This is a genomic window from Neobacillus paridis, assembly GCF_016765675.1.
Lineage (GTDB): Bacteria > Bacillota > Bacilli > Bacillales > Cytobacillaceae > Neobacillus > Neobacillus paridis.
Genome location: NZ_JAESWB010000278.1, coordinates 104,236 through 123,454, shown reverse-complemented (window position 1 = coordinate 123,454; position 19,219 = coordinate 104,236). Strand labels below are relative to the sequence as shown.

Annotated in this window: 20 protein-coding genes; all 20 read right to left on the bottom strand. The window is 40.2% G+C overall.

The annotated features are described in order from the left end of the window. Positions 1–3 precede the first annotated feature (3 nt). Positions 4–1,269 (bottom strand): tetratricopeptide repeat protein, encoded by a 1,266-nt coding sequence (locus tag JK635_RS18395; protein ID WP_202655399.1) that lies wholly within the window; start codon positions 1,267–1,269, stop codon positions 4–6. A 25-nt stretch (positions 1,270–1,294) separates the two neighbouring features. Beyond that, positions 1,295–2,194 (bottom strand): hypothetical protein, encoded by a 900-nt coding sequence (locus tag JK635_RS18390; RefSeq protein ID WP_202655398.1) that lies wholly within the window; start codon positions 2,192–2,194, stop codon positions 1,295–1,297. A 101-nt stretch (positions 2,195–2,295) separates the two neighbouring features. Further along, positions 2,296–3,585, bottom strand: a complete 1,290-nt coding sequence (gene aroA, locus JK635_RS18385) for a 3-phosphoshikimate 1-carboxyvinyltransferase (protein WP_202655397.1) — start codon at positions 3,583–3,585, stop codon at positions 2,296–2,298. Between the two features lie 23 nt (positions 3,586–3,608). Beyond that, positions 3,609–4,715 (bottom strand): prephenate dehydrogenase, encoded by a 1,107-nt coding sequence (locus JK635_RS18380; RefSeq protein WP_202655396.1) that lies wholly within the window; start codon positions 4,713–4,715, stop codon positions 3,609–3,611. A 178-nt stretch (positions 4,716–4,893) separates the two neighbouring features. Then, entirely contained in the window at positions 4,894–5,988 is a 1,095-nt protein-coding gene (gene hisC / locus JK635_RS18375; protein ID WP_202655395.1) for a histidinol-phosphate transaminase, read from the bottom strand. A 39-nt stretch (positions 5,989–6,027) separates the two neighbouring features. Continuing rightward, positions 6,028–6,399, bottom strand: a complete 372-nt coding sequence (aroH, locus tag JK635_RS18370; protein WP_202655394.1) for a chorismate mutase — start codon at positions 6,397–6,399, stop codon at positions 6,028–6,030. A 16-nt stretch (positions 6,400–6,415) separates the two neighbouring features. Then, positions 6,416–7,486, bottom strand: a complete 1,071-nt coding sequence (gene aroB, locus JK635_RS18365; protein ID WP_202655393.1) for a 3-dehydroquinate synthase — start codon at positions 7,484–7,486, stop codon at positions 6,416–6,418. Then, positions 7,486–8,664, bottom strand: a complete 1,179-nt coding sequence (aroC, locus tag JK635_RS18360; RefSeq protein ID WP_202655392.1) for a chorismate synthase — start codon at positions 8,662–8,664, stop codon at positions 7,486–7,488. Before aroC ends, aroB begins: the two co-directional genes overlap by 1 nt. Positions 8,665–8,817: 153 nt before the next feature. Beyond that, complete coding sequence (gene ndk, locus JK635_RS18355; protein WP_202655391.1) at positions 8,818–9,264, bottom strand: nucleoside-diphosphate kinase; 447 nt, start codon at positions 9,262–9,264, stop codon at positions 8,818–8,820. A gap of 98 nt (positions 9,265–9,362) precedes the next feature. Then, on the bottom strand, positions 9,363–10,325 hold the full coding sequence (gene hepT / locus JK635_RS18350; protein ID WP_202655390.1) for a heptaprenyl diphosphate synthase component II: 963 nt from the start codon (positions 10,323–10,325) through the stop codon (positions 9,363–9,365). A gap of 40 nt (positions 10,326–10,365) precedes the next feature. Continuing rightward, positions 10,366–11,070, bottom strand: a complete 705-nt coding sequence (locus JK635_RS18345) for a demethylmenaquinone methyltransferase (RefSeq protein ID WP_202655389.1) — start codon at positions 11,068–11,070, stop codon at positions 10,366–10,368. Positions 11,071–11,073: 3 nt separating this feature from the next. Continuing rightward, positions 11,074–11,886, bottom strand: a complete 813-nt coding sequence (locus tag JK635_RS18340) for a heptaprenyl diphosphate synthase component 1 (RefSeq protein WP_202655388.1) — start codon at positions 11,884–11,886, stop codon at positions 11,074–11,076. Between the two features lie 208 nt (positions 11,887–12,094). Then, positions 12,095–12,331: a trp RNA-binding attenuation protein MtrB gene (mtrB, locus tag JK635_RS18335; RefSeq protein ID WP_202655387.1), complete on the bottom strand. Its 237-nt coding sequence runs from the start codon at positions 12,329–12,331 to the stop codon at positions 12,095–12,097. Positions 12,332–12,355: 24 nt separating this feature from the next. Then, positions 12,356–12,922: a GTP cyclohydrolase I FolE gene (folE, locus tag JK635_RS18330; RefSeq protein ID WP_202655386.1), complete on the bottom strand. Its 567-nt coding sequence runs from the start codon at positions 12,920–12,922 to the stop codon at positions 12,356–12,358. Between the two features lie 221 nt (positions 12,923–13,143). Beyond that, the gene (locus JK635_RS18325) at positions 13,144–13,416 is read right to left on the bottom strand and encodes a non-specific DNA-binding protein Hbs (protein WP_202655385.1); all 273 of its coding nucleotides are present in this window, start codon (positions 13,414–13,416) and stop codon (positions 13,144–13,146) included. Between the two features lie 301 nt (positions 13,417–13,717). After that, positions 13,718–15,196: a stage IV sporulation protein A gene (gene spoIVA, locus JK635_RS18320; RefSeq protein WP_202655384.1), complete on the bottom strand. Its 1,479-nt coding sequence runs from the start codon at positions 15,194–15,196 to the stop codon at positions 13,718–13,720. Between the two features lie 357 nt (positions 15,197–15,553). Next, a complete protein-coding gene (locus tag JK635_RS18315) occupies positions 15,554–16,264 on the bottom strand; it encodes a YphF family lipoprotein (RefSeq protein ID WP_202655383.1) in 711 nt (236 codons plus the stop codon). Between the two features lie 34 nt (positions 16,265–16,298). Beyond that, a complete protein-coding gene (locus JK635_RS18310; protein ID WP_202655382.1) occupies positions 16,299–16,484 on the bottom strand; it encodes a DUF2768 domain-containing protein in 186 nt (61 codons plus the stop codon). Between the two features lie 225 nt (positions 16,485–16,709). Further along, positions 16,710–17,774, bottom strand: a complete 1,065-nt coding sequence (locus tag JK635_RS18305) for an NAD(P)H-dependent glycerol-3-phosphate dehydrogenase (protein ID WP_202655381.1) — start codon at positions 17,772–17,774, stop codon at positions 16,710–16,712. 19 nt (positions 17,775–17,793) lie between these two features. After that, on the bottom strand, positions 17,794–19,104 hold the full coding sequence (gene der / locus JK635_RS18300) for a ribosome biogenesis GTPase Der (RefSeq protein ID WP_202655445.1): 1,311 nt from the start codon (positions 19,102–19,104) through the stop codon (positions 17,794–17,796). Positions 19,105–19,219: the final 115 nt, after the last annotated feature.

Here is a 19,219-nt window from a genome sequence, read left to right as displayed (position 1 = left end):
ACATCATTCTTCTCTATCCGTAAGTCGTTCGAGTACATCAACATATTCCGTATTAGTCGGGTCCTTCTTTACTAGCTGTCTAAAAATTTCGGCAGCAAGGTCGTTTTTTCCTTCCTCAATTAAAAAATATCCGTAATCAAGTAAAAACGCTTCATTATTCTTAAAATAAGTATATGCACTTTCATATTTGTCTAATGCTTGTGAATAATCCTCTAATCCTTCGTATGCCAAGGCGGAGTCCCATAAAAGCTGCGGTTCGTCTTCTTCCATTAAGCCAAGTTCCGAAATTAATTGGACAATCTCCTCATATCTCTCCTGTTTAAGAAAAAGCTTATTTAATGTTAAAGCTGCTTCGATAAATCCCGGGTCTAGGCCAAGCGATTCACGGAAATACATTTCCGCTTCCACTTCCTTACCTAATTTTAATGCAATCTTCCCGCCTTGAAAAAATAATTCTTTATTAAATTCGTCCTGCTTGGTTCCCTCTTGAATGGTTTTTAAACTATTTTCAAGTTCCTCTTCCCGCTCATAGGCTGATGCCAGGGGTAAATACAGTGAATGATACTCAGGATCAAGCTCCTTAAGCTCTTCGAACTTCTCGATTGCCGTCCGATTATAGCCGGCCTGCAATGCCGTAAAAGCATAGCCGAACAAGGTATTCAGTTCCAACTTATCATTTAATGCCTGATCATAATAAGTTAATGCCTCTTCAAACTTTCCTGAAGCACTCAACAGCTCTGCAATCCGACTGTTAAGATTGATCCCCGCAAGCTCGTTTGTTTCTTTTAATACGGTCTCATAAGCGTTTAATGCCTTAAGGATTTCACCTTGTTCCCCGTATAGCTCAGCCAGGGCAAAATCAATAATGATTTCATCAGGTAATAATTCTTTTGCCTGTAATAGCTTATTTTCGGAAACCTCGTAAAGACCCTCCATTTGGTAAAGATCGGCTAAAATTAATAATGATTGTCCGAAATTAGCGTCTTGCGTTGAAATTTTTTCCAGAACAAGAATGGCCTCCTCTTCTTCTCCTGCTTCGACTAAAATCTCAGCTAATAAGATAAGGAGCTCCCCCTCCTCTGGGAATACCGTTAACAACTTCTCAATTAATCCCTTAGCTTCATCAAGGAAACCGTACTGAAACAATTCTTCTGCAAGCAGAAATTTCTCTTCATGACTGCCGCTGTTTAATACATCATTATATTCAGCAAGGGCTTCTTTATGTTGGCCGGTTTCTAATAAATTTAAAATTTTATTGACTCGATCCATAGTTAGTTTACCTCTTTATCTAAATTTACAAAGAAAAAAAAGCTGGAGTTCGCATCATAATATGTTCGCCATACCCTGGTTTATATCGAACATCCTTTAAACAACGGACAATTTTTCCCTTGTGTACAGTTATGACAAGTCTATCACCATGATAAAAAAATAATTCCTCTTCATCAACATTCTTGATTTCCCTTGTTTTCATATATAAATTATAGCTTAACTCGGTTCCATTCATTAAGCTGGATCTTTGTGGGTAAAAGCCAATCTTATTTAAGACAACTGTTGAAATCGGCCTGTTTTCCGGTATTTCCTGATAAAGTGCCGGGATTTTCTCTTTTATCATTATATTGTTCCAATTCGACAACAAGGCCCTTGCTTCCTTCTTTTTAGCCGAAGAAATAATCGGAATAAAAGGGCAATTGTACGGAAACAATGCCTCCCTGATCCACCCCCAGGGAACTTTGGTCAACTTCGAATAATCGTCCACTTCAATAAAAAATGCCGGGATTTTTTCTTGCTTACATTTTCTAATAAACGAAGGGGTAACGAGGCTTAATGGGATTTTTACCGCGATGATATAGTCGATCGGACTGTTCATTAATGCTAATTTCATTTCATTCACTTTGTCAAGCAGTTCATTTTCAAATGAAACGGTAACATAAGTAAATAATGTTGTGCAGCCCTTCTGGATGAACTGCTCGATGATGGTTTGTTTTAGCACTTGAAAGGATTCATGAGGTGAAATGTTTGAATTTAATAGAACAAAAGATGGGGTCATAATAAATGGCTCCAGATTCATCCTAATCATTCGATATTGCTTTGGACGAGTGATAATGGCTGATATTTTATCATCATCCACCAACAATGATTGTGTTTTCAGTTGTTTACTCTTAAGGATATTGGCCTTTTCAATGATATACGCCATCCTGCCACCCTTTCTGCTTTTTAAGACAAGCTATGCTGAAGTGGCTAAAACTATGTCAACGAAGCTGATTTTTTTAAAAAGAAAAAGCCGCATTGCGGCTCTTATTGGATTAAATGATGTAAATGAAGAAAGAAATTCGGATACGATACCGAGATAGACTCCGGATTTTCCAAAATTACCTCCCCGTCACATACGAGAGCAGCAATGGCCAGCATCATCCCAATGCGGTGATCACCGTGGCTGGAAACCGTTCCACCGGTTAATTTAGTTTGTCCATAAATAATCATGCCATCTGCGGTTGCTTCAATCGAGGCCCCCAATTTTCTCAGTTCCTCGACAACAGTGTCAATTCGGTTCGTTTCTTTCACCTTTAATTCTTCAGCATCTTTAATAATGGTCTTTCCTTTAGCCTGTGTAGCCATAAGAGCGATGATGGGAATTTCGTCAATAAGTTTCGGAATTAAGTCACCTTCAATTATCGTTCCGGTCAAATTTGATGATTTAACCACTATATCACCAGAGGGTTCAAAGGAGTCAGGATCATTTGATATAATTTGAACATTTGCCCCCATTTTTTCCAGCACCTCGAAGATACCAGTTCTTGTTGGGTTTAATCCGACATTTTTTAAGACAATTTCACTCTCCGGAATCACAGCCCCGGCCACAAGGAAAAAAGCAGCCGAAGAGATATCTCCGGGTACATGAACCTCTGCCGCTCTGAGGCGTTGGCCTCCTTTGACGGTAATCAGTCGTTGGTCTGTTTGAATTTCACCACCGAACTGACGAATCATTCTTTCCGTATGATCCCTTGTTTCAGCAGGTTCTTGAATGGTCGTAGTCCCTTCAGCCTGTAGCCCCGCCAAAATTAAAGCCGATTTGACTTGGGCACTGGCGACAGGAAGCTGATAATGGATCGACTTCAAATTACCGCCGCGGATTGCTATTGGCGTATAGTCCCCGTCCTTCCTTCCATCAATTACCGCCCCCATTTGCTTTAATGGTCCGGTTACTCTCGTCATTGGTCTTCTGGCGATGGATTGGTCGCCAGCAAGGGTTGAGAAAAAGGGTCTTCCTGCCAAAATCCCCATCAGTAATCGAATGGTGGTTCCGGAATTGCCAACATCCAATACTTCACTTGGTTCCGATAATCCTTCAAAGCCTTTCCCAAAGATGCGAAGCCGGCCATTTTCCTCCACAATCCTCACCCCGAGCTTTCTAAAGCAGGAAATCGTACTTAAACAATCTTCCCCAGGGAGAAAATTGGTCACCGTCGTTTCGCCATGGGCGATGGCCCCAAACATAACCGAACGATGGGAAATCGATTTATCTCCAGGTATCTCAATCTTTCCATTCAACCTATTTATATTCGTCTTTAATTTAACTGAAGCCATTTTATCACCTTTTTACAATCATTTTAGAGCCCATAAGATGTACTAAAGCTGGTATAGGAAAGGATGCACTTTTCCGCCCGTTCACGGTCCTCTTCTGTTTGAAAACTGATAACAAGGACACCAATAATATCTTCACGTGTTTCAAGGATACGGATATTGGTAATGCTAATCTTTTCCCGTGCCAAATAACCAATAACCTCTGCTACAACCCCGGGATAATCGGGGACATCAACAAATAAATCGTAAAAAGACGGAATAGCCCCTTTTTCCTTTTGCGGCAGACCATCACGAAATTGCTTCGCTAGGGAAAAATATTCATATATCTCTTTGCCTTTTCCTGATTCAAGCAGTTCTTTTACTGTGTTCATTTCGTCCTGCCACCGATTAAGCAGCTCAATTAAAACCTCACGATTTTGCAGCAAAATATCCTTCCACATTTTTGGGCTGCTGGAAGCAATCCGGGTAATATCTCTAAATCCGCCAGCAGCAAGACGTGGGATCAACTGCTCTTTTTCCGATAATTTTTCGGTTTGGCGAACAATGGAAGCTGCAATAATATGCGGAAAATGACTGACAATCCCGGTTACATAATCATGGTTATGGGGTGTCACCGTTAAAAACTTGGCATTGGTGCCCCTGAGCCATTTTTTTAGTTCCTCAACCTTTGACGCAGGAGTATTTTCATCAGGTGTCAAGAGGTAAAAGGCATTTTCAAATAGGATTTCTTTTGCAGCCGATACACCGCTTTTATGGGAGCCCGCCATTGGATGTCCGCCAATAAAAGTAATCCCTTTTTCCTTTAAATTTATTGCTGTTTCAACAATTGTTCTTTTCGTACTTCCTGTATCCGTTACGATCACATTAGGCTTTAACGCTAAATTTGCCAAAGCCTGAATAATCGATTTTGTATCGTTAACAGGGGCGGATACGATAATGAGATCAGCGTCAAGAGCCCCATCTGGGATGTTTTCCGCTGCCTCATCGATCACCCCCAACATTTTGGCAAGCCTCGCCTGTTCTCTATTAATATCAAAGCCTATAATGGTCACATCTTGATGTGCTTTTTTAATGCAAAGTGCTAATGAACCGCCAATTAATCCTAAGCCAATGATAAATACCCGGCCATTCAAGTTTAATTCCCCCTAAAAGAAAAGCGGATCTATTCCGCTTCAACGCAGGATCGCCGCTACAGCTTCCTACTTGTCTACTTTCTAATGAAAACTCGCCGACTGGCGAGTCCTTAAGGACCGTTCAGGAGACGCAGTTGAAATGAATGCGACATAGGAAAGTAAAAAATTCGAAAAAATTTTATGCTTTCCTAATAGCCAAAAAGTCTTCCAGGACCCTTAACAGCCCGTCGTTCTGTTCAGCTGAACCAACTGTAATTCTGACAGAAGTCGGAAATCCAAGAGCTTTTCCAGAACGGACAATATATCCTCTTTCCAATAAAAATTGGAATATTTTGTCAGCGTCTATCTGGAAATCAATTAAAATAAAATTGGTTTGCGATGGATAATACTTCAGGTTATGCTCGTGACAGAATTCATAAAATTGAGCAAGACCTTGTCGGTTCTTTTCTCTGCATGTTTTGACAAAATCCTGGTCGGCAATTGACGCCGCCGCCGCCATTTGAGCTAAAGCATTAACATTGAAAGGTTCGCGAGCTGGTTCAAGTGCTTTTATAATGCCTGGATTGGCTACCCCATATCCAACCCTTAAAGCGGCTAGGCCGTAAATTTTTGAAAATGTTCTTAAAACAATTAAATTATCATATTTGCGCGTTAAGCTGATGGAATCATAGTAATCTTCAGCAACAACATATTCATGATAAGCTTCATCCAGAACAACAAGAATATGCGGCGGAATCCGATCCAAGAAATTGACTAATTTTTGTTCTGAAATATATGTACCTGTCGGGTTGTTTGGACTGCAAACCCAGATTACATTGGTCTTCTCATCAATTGCAGCAAGCATTGCCTCAAGATCATGTTCACCATGAATCGCAGGAACTTCCTTAATAATCGCTCCCTCAATGACCGCATTGTGTTTGTATTGAGAGAAAGTATGCTCAGACATAATCGTGCTTGCATCTGGATGTAATAACGCTCTGGAAATGATTTGAATAAGGTTATCGGACCCGTTTCCAAAAATCAGCTCATCCTCGGAAACATTTAAGAAAGCTGCAAGCTTCTCTCTTAACAAGGTCGCATACCCATCTGGATAAATCGCCAAGCTTGCGGCACTTTGTTGAAGTGCAGCTAACGCCTGCAGCGAGCAGCCAAATGGATTTTCATTTGACGCCAGCTTAACAATATGTTCCAGATGATATTCCCTTTTTACAGACTCTATCGATTTTCCAGGCTGATAAGGGGTCAATGTTAATAATTGCTGTTTAAATCTCATCTATCCCACTCCATTTCTCACATGAATCTAACCGATGGCTTACCTAAGACTACTGGTCAAGTCTGGACGCAATATTTTTGCCCCATTTAAATATACATGGTTGATTTCATTCTGGGCTGCATCCGTATTTACATGGAGCATAATTCTGATGCACTTGGTTAATGAATCACGAACCGGAATTTCACGCATGCACATGACCGGAACATAAGTCCAGCCTGGAAAATTCCGCAAAACCTTTGAAGGAAAAACGGCATTAAGATCTTCTGTTGTTGAAATAAAGACGGAGGCAACGGATTCAGGCTGGATTTTATTCAGTTCAATTATTTTTGCGATTAACTCTTCGGTCGCGTTAAGAATTTCTTCAGCTTTATTGTTGTTAACCGTCGTCGCTCCTCTGATCCCTCTAATCATAACAACCCACCCTGATTTAAAAATTTTTCATTTGATCTAATAATAGCGAATCGTCAATTTCTCTTAAAACTGGCTTTCCAATTTGCTCAAGTAAAACAAAACGAGCCGTTTCCCCAATAGACTTTTTATCCTGCTTCATTTTAGTAAGCAATTGGGCAGCTGATAGCCCTTTGGGGATCCGGGTTTCGTACCCCAACTTCTCTACCCATGCTTTGAATTCGGCGAAATTAAATGAAAGCCCCTGTATTTCCTGGCTCAGTTTCAATGCAAAAATCATCCCAATCATCACTGATTCACCGTGGGTGAAATTTCCATAGCCCATCTCTGCCTCTATGGCATGCCCGAGCGTATGTCCAAAATTCAAATATGCCCTGATCCCTGTTTCCCTTTCATCCTTGCTGACAAAATCATTTTTTATCTTTATCCCCTTAATTAATGAATAAGATAGCTGCTTGATTGAGAGTGATTGTAAATCATCAATATTTTCCTTCAGCCATTGATAAAACGATAAATCGTGAATCAAAGCATGCTTAATCACCTCGGCGAATCCAGAGCGGATTTCCGTTGCAGGCAGGGTTGTCAGCAGTTCTAAATCATAAAAGACGGCTTCTGGCTGATAAAAAGCACCAATCATATTCTTTCCGAGCGGGTGATTAATTGCTACCTTGCCGCCAACTGCACTGTCATGCGCTAAAATTGTGGTCGGAATTTGAATAAACGGGATGCCTCTCATAAATGATGCGGCGACAAACCCTGACAAATCACCGACAGCACCGCCGCCTAATGATAAGATAAGCGACTTTCGATCCAGATGATTTTCAAGAGCAGTCGATAAGGCCTGATAATAAATATCAAAGGTTTTTGCCTTTTCACCGCTTGGAGCTGTATACACAACTGGGTTCCACTTTTTCGTGAGCGGAAGGATTTTGTCGAGATGAAGTTTAGCAACCGTTTCATCGGTCATAATTAACACTCTAGTAAGGTTCGGAAAATGGGCAGTTAAAAAGGCCGGAATATCTTTACAAACCCCTTCTCCAAGAAAAACATTGTATTGTTTAGATTTTGTTCCGATTTGTATTGTCTCCATTAAAAATTCCTCGCAAATTCATGCTGTCTTTTAATTTCTTCAGCAAAGGTATCAAAGCGGTCACTATAAAATTGTTCCACAAGGGCATTAGCCAGCTCCCAAGCCACTGCATGTTCTGCCACCACAGCCGCCGCCGGTACAGCACAACTGTCAGAACGTTCAACACTAGCTGCAAACGGCTCTTTTGTTTCAATATCCACACTCATCAACGGTTTATAAAGAGTTGGTATTGGCTTCATGACACCGCGCACAACAATTGGCATCCCGGTGGTCATTCCACCTTCAAAGCCTCCCAGCCGGTTTGTTTTGCGATAATACCCCTGTTTCGGGTCCCAAGCAATCTCATCATGGACTTCACTTCCTGGCTTCCGGGCTGCCTCAAAGCCAATGCCGAATTCAACACCTTTAAAAGCATTGATACTGACGATCGCTGCCGCTAACTTTGCGTCTAATTTACGGTCGTAATGAACATAACTGCCTACCCCTGTTGGCATACCAACAGCGATTACCTCAACGACACCTCCAATAGAGTCGCCATTTTTTTTCGCTTCATCGATCGCATCCATCATTTCCTGCTCGACATTCGGATCAGCCACTCGTACCGGTGAATGTTCTGTCCGCTCTTTTATCTCTTCTAGCGAAAGAGTGCTGGCAGCTTGTGCTTTGATTCCGGCAATTTCTACAACATGGCCGACAATTTCTACCCCAACCAGCGAAAGGAGTTTTTTAGCGACTGCCCCAGCTGCCACTCTTACCGTTGTTTCCCGGGCTGAGGAACGCTCCAAAACATTTCTCATATCCCGGTGTCCATATTTAATGGCGCCGTTTAAATCGGCGTGTCCTGGACGAGCACGAGTAACCTTCCGTTTTATTTCCTCCTCCTGCCCCTCTTGAAGAGGTTCTGAACCCATTATTTTAGTCCAATGTTTCCAGTCATTGTTTTTCACGACTAATGCAACAGGTGAGCCGATGGTCTTTCCATGCCTGACACCTGACATCATTTCGACAGTATCCTTTTCAATTTGCATTCTTCTCCCCCGGCCATAGCCTCTCTGCCTTCTCGCTAGTTCTTCATTAATATCTTGGACAACTAGCGGCATGCCCGAAGGTAACCCTTCGATAATCGTCGTTAATTGTGGTCCATGGGATTCCCCCGCTGTTAAGTACCTGAGCCCCATTCTCTTTCCCCCTTCAACTCATTAAAGAATTATGTATCAATATATCATATCAAAGGAAATTACTCTAGTAGAATAATTCAGAAAATATCAGGAAATTTTCTATAGAGAAAGAAAAAACACCCGTATGATAATCATACAGGTGCAGGAGTTGGATTAATAAATCCAATCATTTATTAGCTTGGAATAATCAACTAATTCCGATTCTTTAAAAAACAGGCCGATCTCCCGTTCAGCGCTTGCAGGTGAATCAGAACCATGGATTACGTTTTTGCCAACTGTTAACCCAAAATCCCCACGGATCGTACCAGGTGCAGCATCTTTCGGGTTTGTTGAACCCATCATTTGGCGGGCTGTGGCTATGACATTTTCACCTTGCCACACCATTGCAAATACTGGACCAGATGTAATAAAATCAACTAATTCACCAAAAAATGGACGTTCTTTGTGTTCGCCATAGTGCTTCTCGGCCAATTCAACAGGAATGCTCATTAACTTGGCTCCTACAAGTTGAAATCCCTTTTTCTCAAAACGGGCAACAATTTCCCCTATCAAATTACGCTGTACCCCGTCAGGCTTTACCATTAGAAACGTTTTCTCCATCAATTCCACTCCTAAATCAATATGTATATGATATTCATAAGAATAATCAGGAAAATAGTAACATTAATTAGACACTTTTTCAATAACCTTAAGTAAGCTTAAAATTTCCGTCTTCCAATAAACTTGGCAATGTCACGCAGGGCTTTTTTTGCTTTATTATCCGGCAATTCGTCAAGAATCCTTAAAGCTTTATCTAGGTACTGGTCACTTAGTGCGACTGATTTGGCAATCGCCCCTGATTGTTTGATTAAAGTGATAATCTTGGCAATTTCCGCAGCAGTCATATTTTCATGAACTGTCTCAATGGCCTTCTTGATTTCCTTATTTTCCATCGCAAACAGGGCGGGTGCCGTAATATTTCCTTGCAGGAGGTCACCTCCAGCCGGTTTTCCCAATTCCTTTTCTGTCCCTGTAAAATCTAAGATATCATCAATAATTTGATAGGACATACCAACAAAATAACCAAACAGGTATAGTTTTTTATGGACTGATTCTTCTACGTTAGCCGCTATTGCACCTAACTGACAGCTCGCAGCAATAAGCAAAGCGGTCTTTCGTTTAATTCTGCGAAGATAATCCCGCAGATTTTGATTAAAACGATATTTATCTTTAATCTGCTGTATTTCTCCGACCGTCACTTCCACCATAGTATTGGCTAGTATTTTATGGGCTTCCGGATTTTTGATATTTGTCATCAATTTGAGCGCAAGAGCAAAAACAAAATCACCTGTATACATTGCCGTTTGGCTGTCCCACTTTGCTTTCACAGTAGGCTGTCCCCTGCGAAGATCGGCATCATCAATCACATCATCATGTACCAGTGAAGCCATATGGATTAATTCAAGAGCGACAGCGACATTTTTCATCACATTAATGTCATAATCGCCATATTTACCAGCAAGCAAAACAAAAACAGGACGAATTCTTTTTCCTCCAGCCTGCAATGTGTGCATTGAAGCTTGTTTTAAAAGAAGAGACCTTGCTTGAATCGTCTCTCCCAGCTCTTTCTCAATAATATTGATATCCGAATTCAAAAATGAATACATCATTTTTAATTTCATTTGTATTCACCTGAGCTTTCATCCTGTTTCGTAACATTCTCTATCTTTTATAACCAATATGGACAGCAGCAGCACCGCCACTGTACGGCTTATATTTTACATCTTTTAATCCTGCTTGTTGAAACAATTGGGCTAATTCTTTCATCCCTGGAAAATCACGTGCTGATTCTTGAAGCCATGAATATTCTTTGTAGCTTTTGGCGAGAATTTTCCCGAATAATGGCATAATAAAGCGAAAGTAAAAGAAAAAAAGCTGCCTGTAGCCAATTAAGGTAGGCTGGGAAGTTTCAAGGCAGACCACTTTTCCACCAGTTTTGACAACCCGACGCATTTCTTTTAATACCTGAAGATAGTCAGGAACATTTCGCAAGCCAAAACCGATGGTGACATAATCAAAGCTATTATCGGGAAACGGGAGCTCCATCGCATTACCATGGATTAATTTCACCTGTTTTAGACCCAAATGCTCCACTTTTTCTCTTCCGACCTTTAACATATTTTCACTAAAGTCCAAACCGGTGACTTCCCCAGCTGGACCAACAGCCTCTGCCAAAGCAATCGTCCAATCAGCTGTACCGCAGCAAACGTCAAGCGCTTTAGAACCAGGCTGTACATCCATTCGTTTCATCGTATCCTTCCGCCACCTGAGATGCTGTTGGAAACTGATGACTGAGTTCATTTTATCATAGTCTTCGGAAATACTTTCAAACACATGATGAACCCGTTCTTCTTTCGATTGCTGCATTTTTTACCCTTCCTCCAAAAAAGTTTTTACATATGGCTGGTGTTGTTTTACCAGAAACCCAATTCTGCTTTCAAGGAACTCATTTAAGAAAGGAATCTTGTTCATTCCATCTTCAATTGTTTGTTTCGTTCGATCAAGAAGTTGATCGTATACGTTGATTAAATGAGATTGTTGTTTATCCGTTAGTTCAGATAAATGGACATCATCATGAGAATTAATGATATGCATTATTGCTTCGAAAACAATTGACCATTTCCGTTGAACATACTGTTTTTTTTCTGCAAGTAACCGTTTAAACAGTAATATATTGGCTGTTTGCTCATTCCATAAGTCCAGTTGAAAGTAGTTCGCAAAGTTTTTAAGCAATGCGCTTTCAAGCGACTTTATATTATTCATTAAGTTTTCGAGGTTATCTGATTCTTTATGGTAAACGGCAATTTTGTGTTCGTTCACTTCTTTAACACCATTAGAAAGTGTTTTAATCATCATAATTTCTTCCGAATCTGCCAAAAGCTTATAGTAAAGACCGCTGTAATAATCCCCAGCTAAAACCGTCAATTGCCGGCTTTTTTCATTATCTGTTTTCTCGGAGATATGTTCGTGGGTATCGAGAGCGGTTTGGATCAGCATGGTGGAAAGTGTGTAATTCTCTAGTTTCGCAATCGGTAATTCAAGAAGGTCAGTTATTGAAACTAAAATGAGCAGTTTATCCTCATCAATGATCGGAGTTTCAATATGTTTTAGCAAATAATTGTTAAAAACATACTTTTCAACCTTCCCTTTCATGCAGGTAAATTTTTGTCGAATTTCTTGCACCCAAATCACACCCTTGCTTCCCCAAAAATAAAATTCTATATGTATTGTTTAACCTATTAAGAAAGAAAAATTCGAGCCCATTGAACTTTTCATATCTGACTTCTCCATTAAACAAGGCAGAAACCATTATAACATAAAAGAATTTTTTATGGGCTGAATTTACAAAATAAATAATTTCCACTTTCAATCAACCATTTTTGGGATAAATCTATTTCTTTTGCTCACTATTTATTTCGCCGAATTGGGTTAAAATTTGTGCATTCCCTCTAATTTTGATGGCAGATGTATGTTCCGTAAATTGGGCGACAAGCACTTCCCCTTTGTCTAGCTTTTCCGAATGATGAAATTTGGTGTCGGTTCCCCTCGTTAACCCAATCACGTTGACACCATCATCATTTGCTTTAATAACCACATAATCGTTTGTTTGTAACTGCCGCTTTTCCATTCTGGTCACCTCAAATCTGTTTGATTAATTTTTAATTAAGGAGAGTATTTCTGATCGAGCTGCACGGTCCTCTGCAAGTGTCCCGCGAACGGAAGTCGTCACTGTTTTTGAACCCGGTTTTTTAACCCCTCTCATGGTCATACACATATGTTCTGCTTCGACAACAACCATAACTCCATGGGGCTCCAATTTTTCCATTATGCTATCAGCGATCGTTGACGTAATTCGTTCCTGCAGCTGTGGTCTACGGGAAATGGCTTCCACCGCTCGCGCTAATTTGCTTAAACCGGTAACGCGGCCATTTTGCGGAATATAAGCAACATGTGCTTTGCCAAAAAACGGGACAAGGTGATGTTCACACATCGAATAAAACGGGATATCTTTTACCAAAACAAGCTCTTCATGATCTTCACTAAAAATGGTTTCAAAATATTGTTTTGGATCTTCCTTTAAGCCGTTGAAGACTTCTTCATACATTTTTGCCACCCGTTTTGGTGTATCGAGCAACCCCTCACGGTTGGGATCTTCACCAATTGCCTCCAATATTAAACGTACCGCCTCTTCTATTTGGGTACGATTGACCTCTGACATTTCAATTCCTCCCACGCCTGTCGTAAAAAAGTTGACAAATTCAATATACATATTAGCATAATCCTTTCAATGCAGGCAAAAAAATAAAATGATATCCCCCTAAGATTCTATCCAAAAGCACCGATCATCTAACCGATTAAGCAAACAAAAGAAAAAAGGCCATGGACAATGCATGCCATGACCTTTTGCCTAAGCGTTCACTTAAAGCAACATATATGTAATTATTTTACAGCATCTTTAAGTGCTTTACCTGGTTTGAAAGCAGGAACTTTGCTAGCACTAATTTCGATTTCCTCGCCAGTTTGAGGATTACGACCCTTGCGTGCAGCACGCTCGCGTACTTCAAAGTTACCAAATCCAATAAGTTGTACCTTATCACCATTTTTTAAAGCATCTAGAATTGTATCAAAAACAGCATCAACTGCTTTTGTAGCGTCTTTCTTTGAAAGTTCGCCAGCCTCAGCTACCTTATTAATAAGTTCTGTCTTGTTCATGCCATTCACCTCCTCCCAAAGATTAATCAGATAAATGAGATTACTTATCTACATTTCTAAACAATTTTTCTAATTTCTATACGTCAAAGCGCTATTTTAACATGAAAGCCCAAAAAATAATTAACTTTTTTAAGCAGCAATCAAGTTTTAAGGCAAAATCCTATCATATAAGGGTTTTAAGCACTATAACGTAATCTGTTAAAAGATTATCACAATCAATTAAGCATATCAAGAAGAATTCATGAAATAAAAGCAAACTTTTCTTCACAACTAAAAAAGGGACCCGCTTCGGAGCCCCGGTTTAAAGAATGATGGCAATCAATCCGCCTGATCCTTCATTAATGATCCTTTCTAATGTTTCTTTTAATTTGTATCTGGCATTTTCCGGCATCAATGAAAGCTTTGCTTGAATTCCTTCGCGAACAATCGAACTTAAACTACGTCCAAAAATATCTGAATTCCATATGGACAGCGGATCATCCTCAAAATCTTGCATTAAATAGCGAACAAGCTCTTCACTTTGTTTTTCAGTCCCAATAATCGGTGCAAATTCTGATTCAACATCGACTTTAATCATATGGATCGAAGGAGCAACTGCTTTTAGTCTCACACCGAAACGGGCACCTTGACGAATGATTTCCGGCTCCTCCAAGCTCATATCGGAAAGCGTCGGTGAAGCTATTCCGTATCCGGTTTGTTTCACCATTTTTAAGGCATCAGCGATATGATCATATTCCGCCTTTGCATGGGCAAAATCCTGCATTAACTCTAATAAATGATCTTTACCTCTAATTTCAACACCGACGATTTCTTTTAAAATATCATCATATAGTTCATCGGGTGCGAATAAATCAATTTCGGCGACTCCTGTGCCCATTTCAACACCGGCTAGTCCGGCTCTGTCGATAAAATCATATTCACTGAAATGTTGCACAACCTGGTCAACATCTCTTAATCTCTTAATATCTTTGACCGTTTCTTTTACGGCCTCCTGATAGCTCTCCCTGAGCCAATGGTTTTCTTTCAATACCATCACCCAGCTTGGAAGATTGACGTTTACCTCGAGGACAGGGAACTCATAAAGCGCTTCCCGAAGGACATTAAGACAATCGCTTTCACGCATGCTTTCCACACTCATCGCCAAGACCGGAATGTCGTATTTTTCCGCTAAATTCGCTCTTAACGTTTCCGTACTTGGATGGTATGGCTGGGCGCTGTTTACCACCATGATAAATGGTTTCCCGACTTCCTTCAGTTCTTCAATAACTCTTTCCTCTGCTTCGATATAATTGCTTCTTGGAATTTCTCCAATCGTTCCATCCGTTGTTACGACAACTCCGATGGTTGAATGTTCTTGGATTACCTTTCTCGTACCAATTTCAGCAGCCTCATGAAATGGAATCGGTTCCTCATACCATGGAGTGTTAATCATTCTCGGTCCATTTTCATCCTCATAACCTTTGGCACCTGGTACAGTATAGCCGACACAATCGACCAGTCTTATGTTTACATCCAAGCCTTCATCAACGTGAACAGTGGCTGCCTGATTGGGAACAAATTTTGGCTCTGTTGTCATAATGGTTTTCCCTGCAGCACTTTGCGGCAGTTCGTCTTGTGCCCGAGACCTCTCCGCTTCACTGTTTATATTCGGTAAAACGACCAGCTCCATAAACTTCTTAATAAATGTGGATTTTCCGGTCCGTACTGCACCGACTACTCCTAAATAGATATCGCCGCCTGTTCTTTCGGCTATATCTTTAAAAATATCGACCTTTTCCAAGTGATCCCCTCCCGATCATAGACTAAAGTGGGATAATTTCATCCATTAGGTATTTTAGGACAGTATATGTTTATGACGTTGTCCTATCCTGTTATGACAGTTTTGTAAAATTTTCTCCCTCCTTCTCACCTATTCATAAGTTATTTAGTATCTATCTTGTTTTAAATTCAATTGAATTGGAGGGTTTCTATTTAAAATTCGGGATTGTGAACTTAATTATAATAGTCAGCTATTTTCAGCAAAAAACCCTTCTCCTACAATATATTTTGCAGAAAAAGGGTTATGACAAAAATTAAAAATCGATGACATATCTAGCTAAATTGGATGTAGTGAACTAAGATATTAAAGAAATCAGTTTTATTTTTCGAGAAAAATCGGTTCTTTCGTTTTCGCATCGACCGTATAGGGCAATGAATACGCTGGAACAAACATCGAATCATCAACTAAAATAGAGCGGATATCCTCACCAGGCTTTAAGGGTTTATGATTTTTTTTGATAGCCTCGTAAAGGTCGGGGCGATAATCCACATATACCTCCGCTTTGGTATTTACAACAAATGACAGGTTTTTATTTGTAAAAGGACTGGTTACAAATGGGGGTTGTTCATACCCCAGTTTTTTAAAATCAAGTGAATAAATATTTTTAGCAATTTCCTTTTTAAAAGGTGGATAACCATTTGTTTTAATCCTTAAATTGATATCACGAATGGCCTCAGCTGTCCTTAGATCAAGCAATTTAACAGTTGGATCCGTTTCCACGTTTACCAGTACATACTGAAACACCCCGCCGCTCTCAAATGCATTTCCTGGGGGCTCAGCGATGTATTTTGGAGCAATTTTCTTAAAATCAATCGGATATTTTTGATAAATTGGTGTTGTCGCATCCTTTGTTTTGATGGGAAGAATCCCGCCGTTATCCTTTCTAAATGAATCTACAGCAGTTTGCACCGTTTTTATTTGCTCCTTATAAGGGACTTGATTCTGTGCAAGGTTTTCTTTCGGATACATACATCCAGCCAGTAGAAAAGTAGTAAAAGCTATTAGACAACCAAGCAATTTCCTTTTCATTTAATCACCTTTATTGTTATGTATTTATTCCACTTTACGCTAAGAACACAATCAGCAACGTCAAACCGGCACAGATCATAAAGATATAAGCGAGAACTGCCGTAACAAGCCGAAGGAAACCATGCAGTTTATATCTGCTTAAATAAATCGTAATAATAGCCAAAAACATTAAACCCATACCGGCAATCGAAATCCACATTTTCAGCATACCCGGTGACAACTTTATCCCCCCCTTTAATCGATTGTTATTATAGCATAGAAAGGCGAGATGCATAAAAAAAAAGCTAAAGTAAAGGGGGCGTAAACTTTACTTTAGCAACGTTTAGACTAAATTACCCATTCTCCAGGCGTCATACTACCAATTTGCTTCGCTTGCATTGTATGCATCCATAAGAAAAAACGTCTCGACGAACGCCCAAATAGCTAATAAAAAGGGCTCTCTTTTTCAATTAAATTCCGTTTCATCGATTCTTTCTTCTAGTATATTAACTAAATCTTCCATCTCGTGCGTTTTTCCCCGGGACATAAGTATTTCTGCTGCATCCTTTGCATCTTTGCCATTAAAAAGAACTTCATACAAAGCCGCAGTAATCGGCATTTTGACATCATATTTTTTGGAGAGCTGATAGGCAGCCTTCGTTGTCCTTACCCCTTCGACGACCATTCCCATACTATCAAGCACCTCATCAAGTGACTTTCCTTTTCCAAGCATATTACCCGCTCTCCAGTTTCTCGAATGTACACTCGTACAGGTGACAATTAAATCACCAATGCCTGCTAAACCGGAAAATGTTAACGGGTTTGCGCCCATCTTCGTGCCAAGACGGGCAATTTCTGCTAACCCTCTGGTCATCAATGCCGCCTTTGCATTATCACCATAGCCGAGACCGTCGGTAATCCCAGCTGCCAAGGCAATAATATTTTTTAATGCACCGCCTATTTCCACTCCAATGACATCGGAATTAGTGTAGACACGAAAGTTATTGTTAATGAATAAATCCTGAATTTTTTCTGCAGCCGCCATATTTTCCGAGGTTACCGCAACCGTAGTCGGATGTCTTAAGCTTACCTCTTCGGCATGACTGGGACCGGAAAGAACAACAACATCCTTAAGGAGTTCTGCCGGCATTTCTTCCTTGATCATTTCGGAAATTCTTAGTAATGTATCGGGCTCAATTCCTTTACTTACATGAGCGATCGTGATGGGGGCCGTTAACACTTCACGCATTTTCCCAATTACTTCGCGAATTGCCTTAGTAGGTACGGCTAGAACGACTGTTTCAATACCGGCTAAAGCATCACTAAGAGAAGCATAGCCGGTAATTAACTCCGAAAGAGAAATTCCCGGCAAATATTTTTTATTGGTATGGGCCTCATTAATTTCTTTAACTTGTTCTTCATTATGGCTCCATAAGCGCACTGCATGATCATTATCTGCTAGAACCATGGCCAATGCCGTTCCCCAGCTGCCGGCTCCAATAACAGTAATAACCTCCTTCTTGTTCTGCATAACATTCACTCTCCTTCGTTTATTTTCTTTCCCTGGCAAATATTTTGATCGGTGTACCTTCAAATCCAAAAGCATCCCTAATGCGATTTTCCAAAAAACGCTCGTAGGAAAAGTGCAATAATTCTGGTTCATTCACAAATATAACAAATGTTGGCGGTTTAACAGAAACTTGGGTAGCATAAAAGATTTTTAACCGTTTACCTTTATCTGTCGGCGTTGGATTCATTGCCACAGCATCCATAATAATATCGTTCAAAACACTTGTCTCAACCCGCATCGAGTGATTTTGGCTGGCAAGATTAATCATTGGCAAAAGCGTATGGATCCGTTTCTTTGTTTTAGCTGATAAAAAGACAATGGGTGCATAATCCAAGAATAAAAAATGATCCCTGATTTTTTGTTCGAACTCCTTCATCGTCTTCTCATCTTTTTCAACAGCATCCCATTTATTGACGACGATGACGACAGCCCTGCCGGCTTCATGTGCATATCCGGCAATTTTTTTATCCTGTTCAATAATACCCTCTTCAGCATTCAGAACCACCAAGACAACATCGGAGCGTTCGATTGCCCTTAACGCTCGAAGAACGCTGTACTTTTCAGTTGTCTCGTATACCTTGCCTTTTTTTCTGATTCCTGCAGTATCGATGATCGAATATTTTTGACCATTATACGTATAGGGAGTATCAATTGCATCCCTTGTTGTTCCAGCAATATGACTGACAATGACACGTTCCTCGCCCAAAATGGCGTTTACCAATGAAGATTTTCCGACATTTGGCCGGCCAATGAGCGAAAACTTAATAACATCATCAGCATACTCCGTTTCTTCTGTTTTTGGGAAGTATTTTGCTGCTGCATCTAATAAATCTCCTATTCCTAATCCATGGGACCCCGAAATCGGGATGGGTTCACCAAAACCCAGCGTATAAAAATCATAAATTTGATCACGCATTTCCGGATTATCAATTTTGTTTACCCCAAGAATGACAGGCTTCTTCGTTTTATACAGAATCTTTGCGACTTCTTCATCAGCAGGTGTAACCCCTTCTCTGCCATTCGTTAAAAATATAATGACATCTGCTTCATCCATGGCTATTTCGGCCTGCTGACGGATTTGCTCTAAAAACGGCTCATCGCCAATATCAATGCCTCCTGTGTCAATAATATTAAAATCATGAGAAAGCCACTCTCCAGAGCTATAGATACGATCTCGCGTTACCCCTGGAACATCCTCAACAATGGAAATCCTTTCGCCCACAATTCTATTAAATATGGTGGATTTCCCGACATTCGGTCTGCCGACAATGGCAATAACAGGTTTAACCATACCAATCGCCGTCCTTTCTATACCAATAATAAACATCAACCATTTTACCCTGTAAGTATTAATGAAAAGAAACCCTTCTGGTACATAGAAGGGCCAACCTTTATAGTGTAGCAAA

Coding starts and splice junctions, on each gene's coding strand:
- JK635_RS18395 (WP_202655399.1), bottom strand. CDS start 1,269: ATGGATCGAGTCAATAAAATTTTAAATTTATTAGAAACCGGCCAACAT.
- JK635_RS18390 (WP_202655398.1), bottom strand. CDS start 2,194: ATGGCGTATATCATTGAAAAGGCCAATATCCTTAAGAGTAAACAACTG.
- aroA (WP_202655397.1), bottom strand. CDS start 3,585: ATGGCTTCAGTTAAATTAAAGACGAATATAAATAGGTTGAATGGAAAG.
- hisC (WP_202655395.1), bottom strand. CDS start 5,988: ATGAGATTTAAACAGCAATTATTAACATTGACCCCTTATCAGCCTGGA.
- aroH (WP_202655394.1), bottom strand. CDS start 6,399: ATGATTAGAGGGATCAGAGGAGCGACGACGGTTAACAACAATAAAGCT.
- aroB (WP_202655393.1), bottom strand. CDS start 7,486: ATGGAGACAATACAAATCGGAACAAAATCTAAACAATACAATGTTTTT.
- aroC (WP_202655392.1), bottom strand. CDS start 8,664: ATGGGGCTCAGGTACTTAACAGCGGGGGAATCCCATGGACCACAATTA.
- ndk (WP_202655391.1), bottom strand. CDS start 9,264: ATGGAGAAAACGTTTCTAATGGTAAAGCCTGACGGGGTACAGCGTAAT.
- hepT (WP_202655390.1), bottom strand. CDS start 10,325: ATGAAATTAAAAATGATGTATTCATTTTTGAATTCGGATATCAATATT.
- JK635_RS18345 (WP_202655389.1), bottom strand. CDS start 11,070: ATGCAGCAATCGAAAGAAGAACGGGTTCATCATGTGTTTGAAAGTATT.
- mtrB (WP_202655387.1), bottom strand. CDS start 12,331: ATGGAAAAGCGGCAGTTACAAACAAACGATTATGTGGTTATTAAAGCA.
- folE (WP_202655386.1), bottom strand. CDS start 12,922: ATGTCAGAGGTCAATCGTACCCAAATAGAAGAGGCGGTACGTTTAATA.
- JK635_RS18325 (WP_202655385.1), bottom strand. CDS start 13,416: ATGAACAAGACAGAACTTATTAATAAGGTAGCTGAGGCTGGCGAACTT.
- JK635_RS18315 (WP_202655383.1), bottom strand. CDS start 16,264: ATGAAAAGGAAATTGCTTGGTTGTCTAATAGCTTTTACTACTTTTCTA.
- JK635_RS18305 (WP_202655381.1), bottom strand. CDS start 17,774: ATGCAGAACAAGAAGGAGGTTATTACTGTTATTGGAGCCGGCAGCTGG.
- der (WP_202655445.1), bottom strand. CDS start 19,104: ATGGTTAAACCTGTTATTGCCATTGTCGGCAGACCGAATGTCGGGAAA.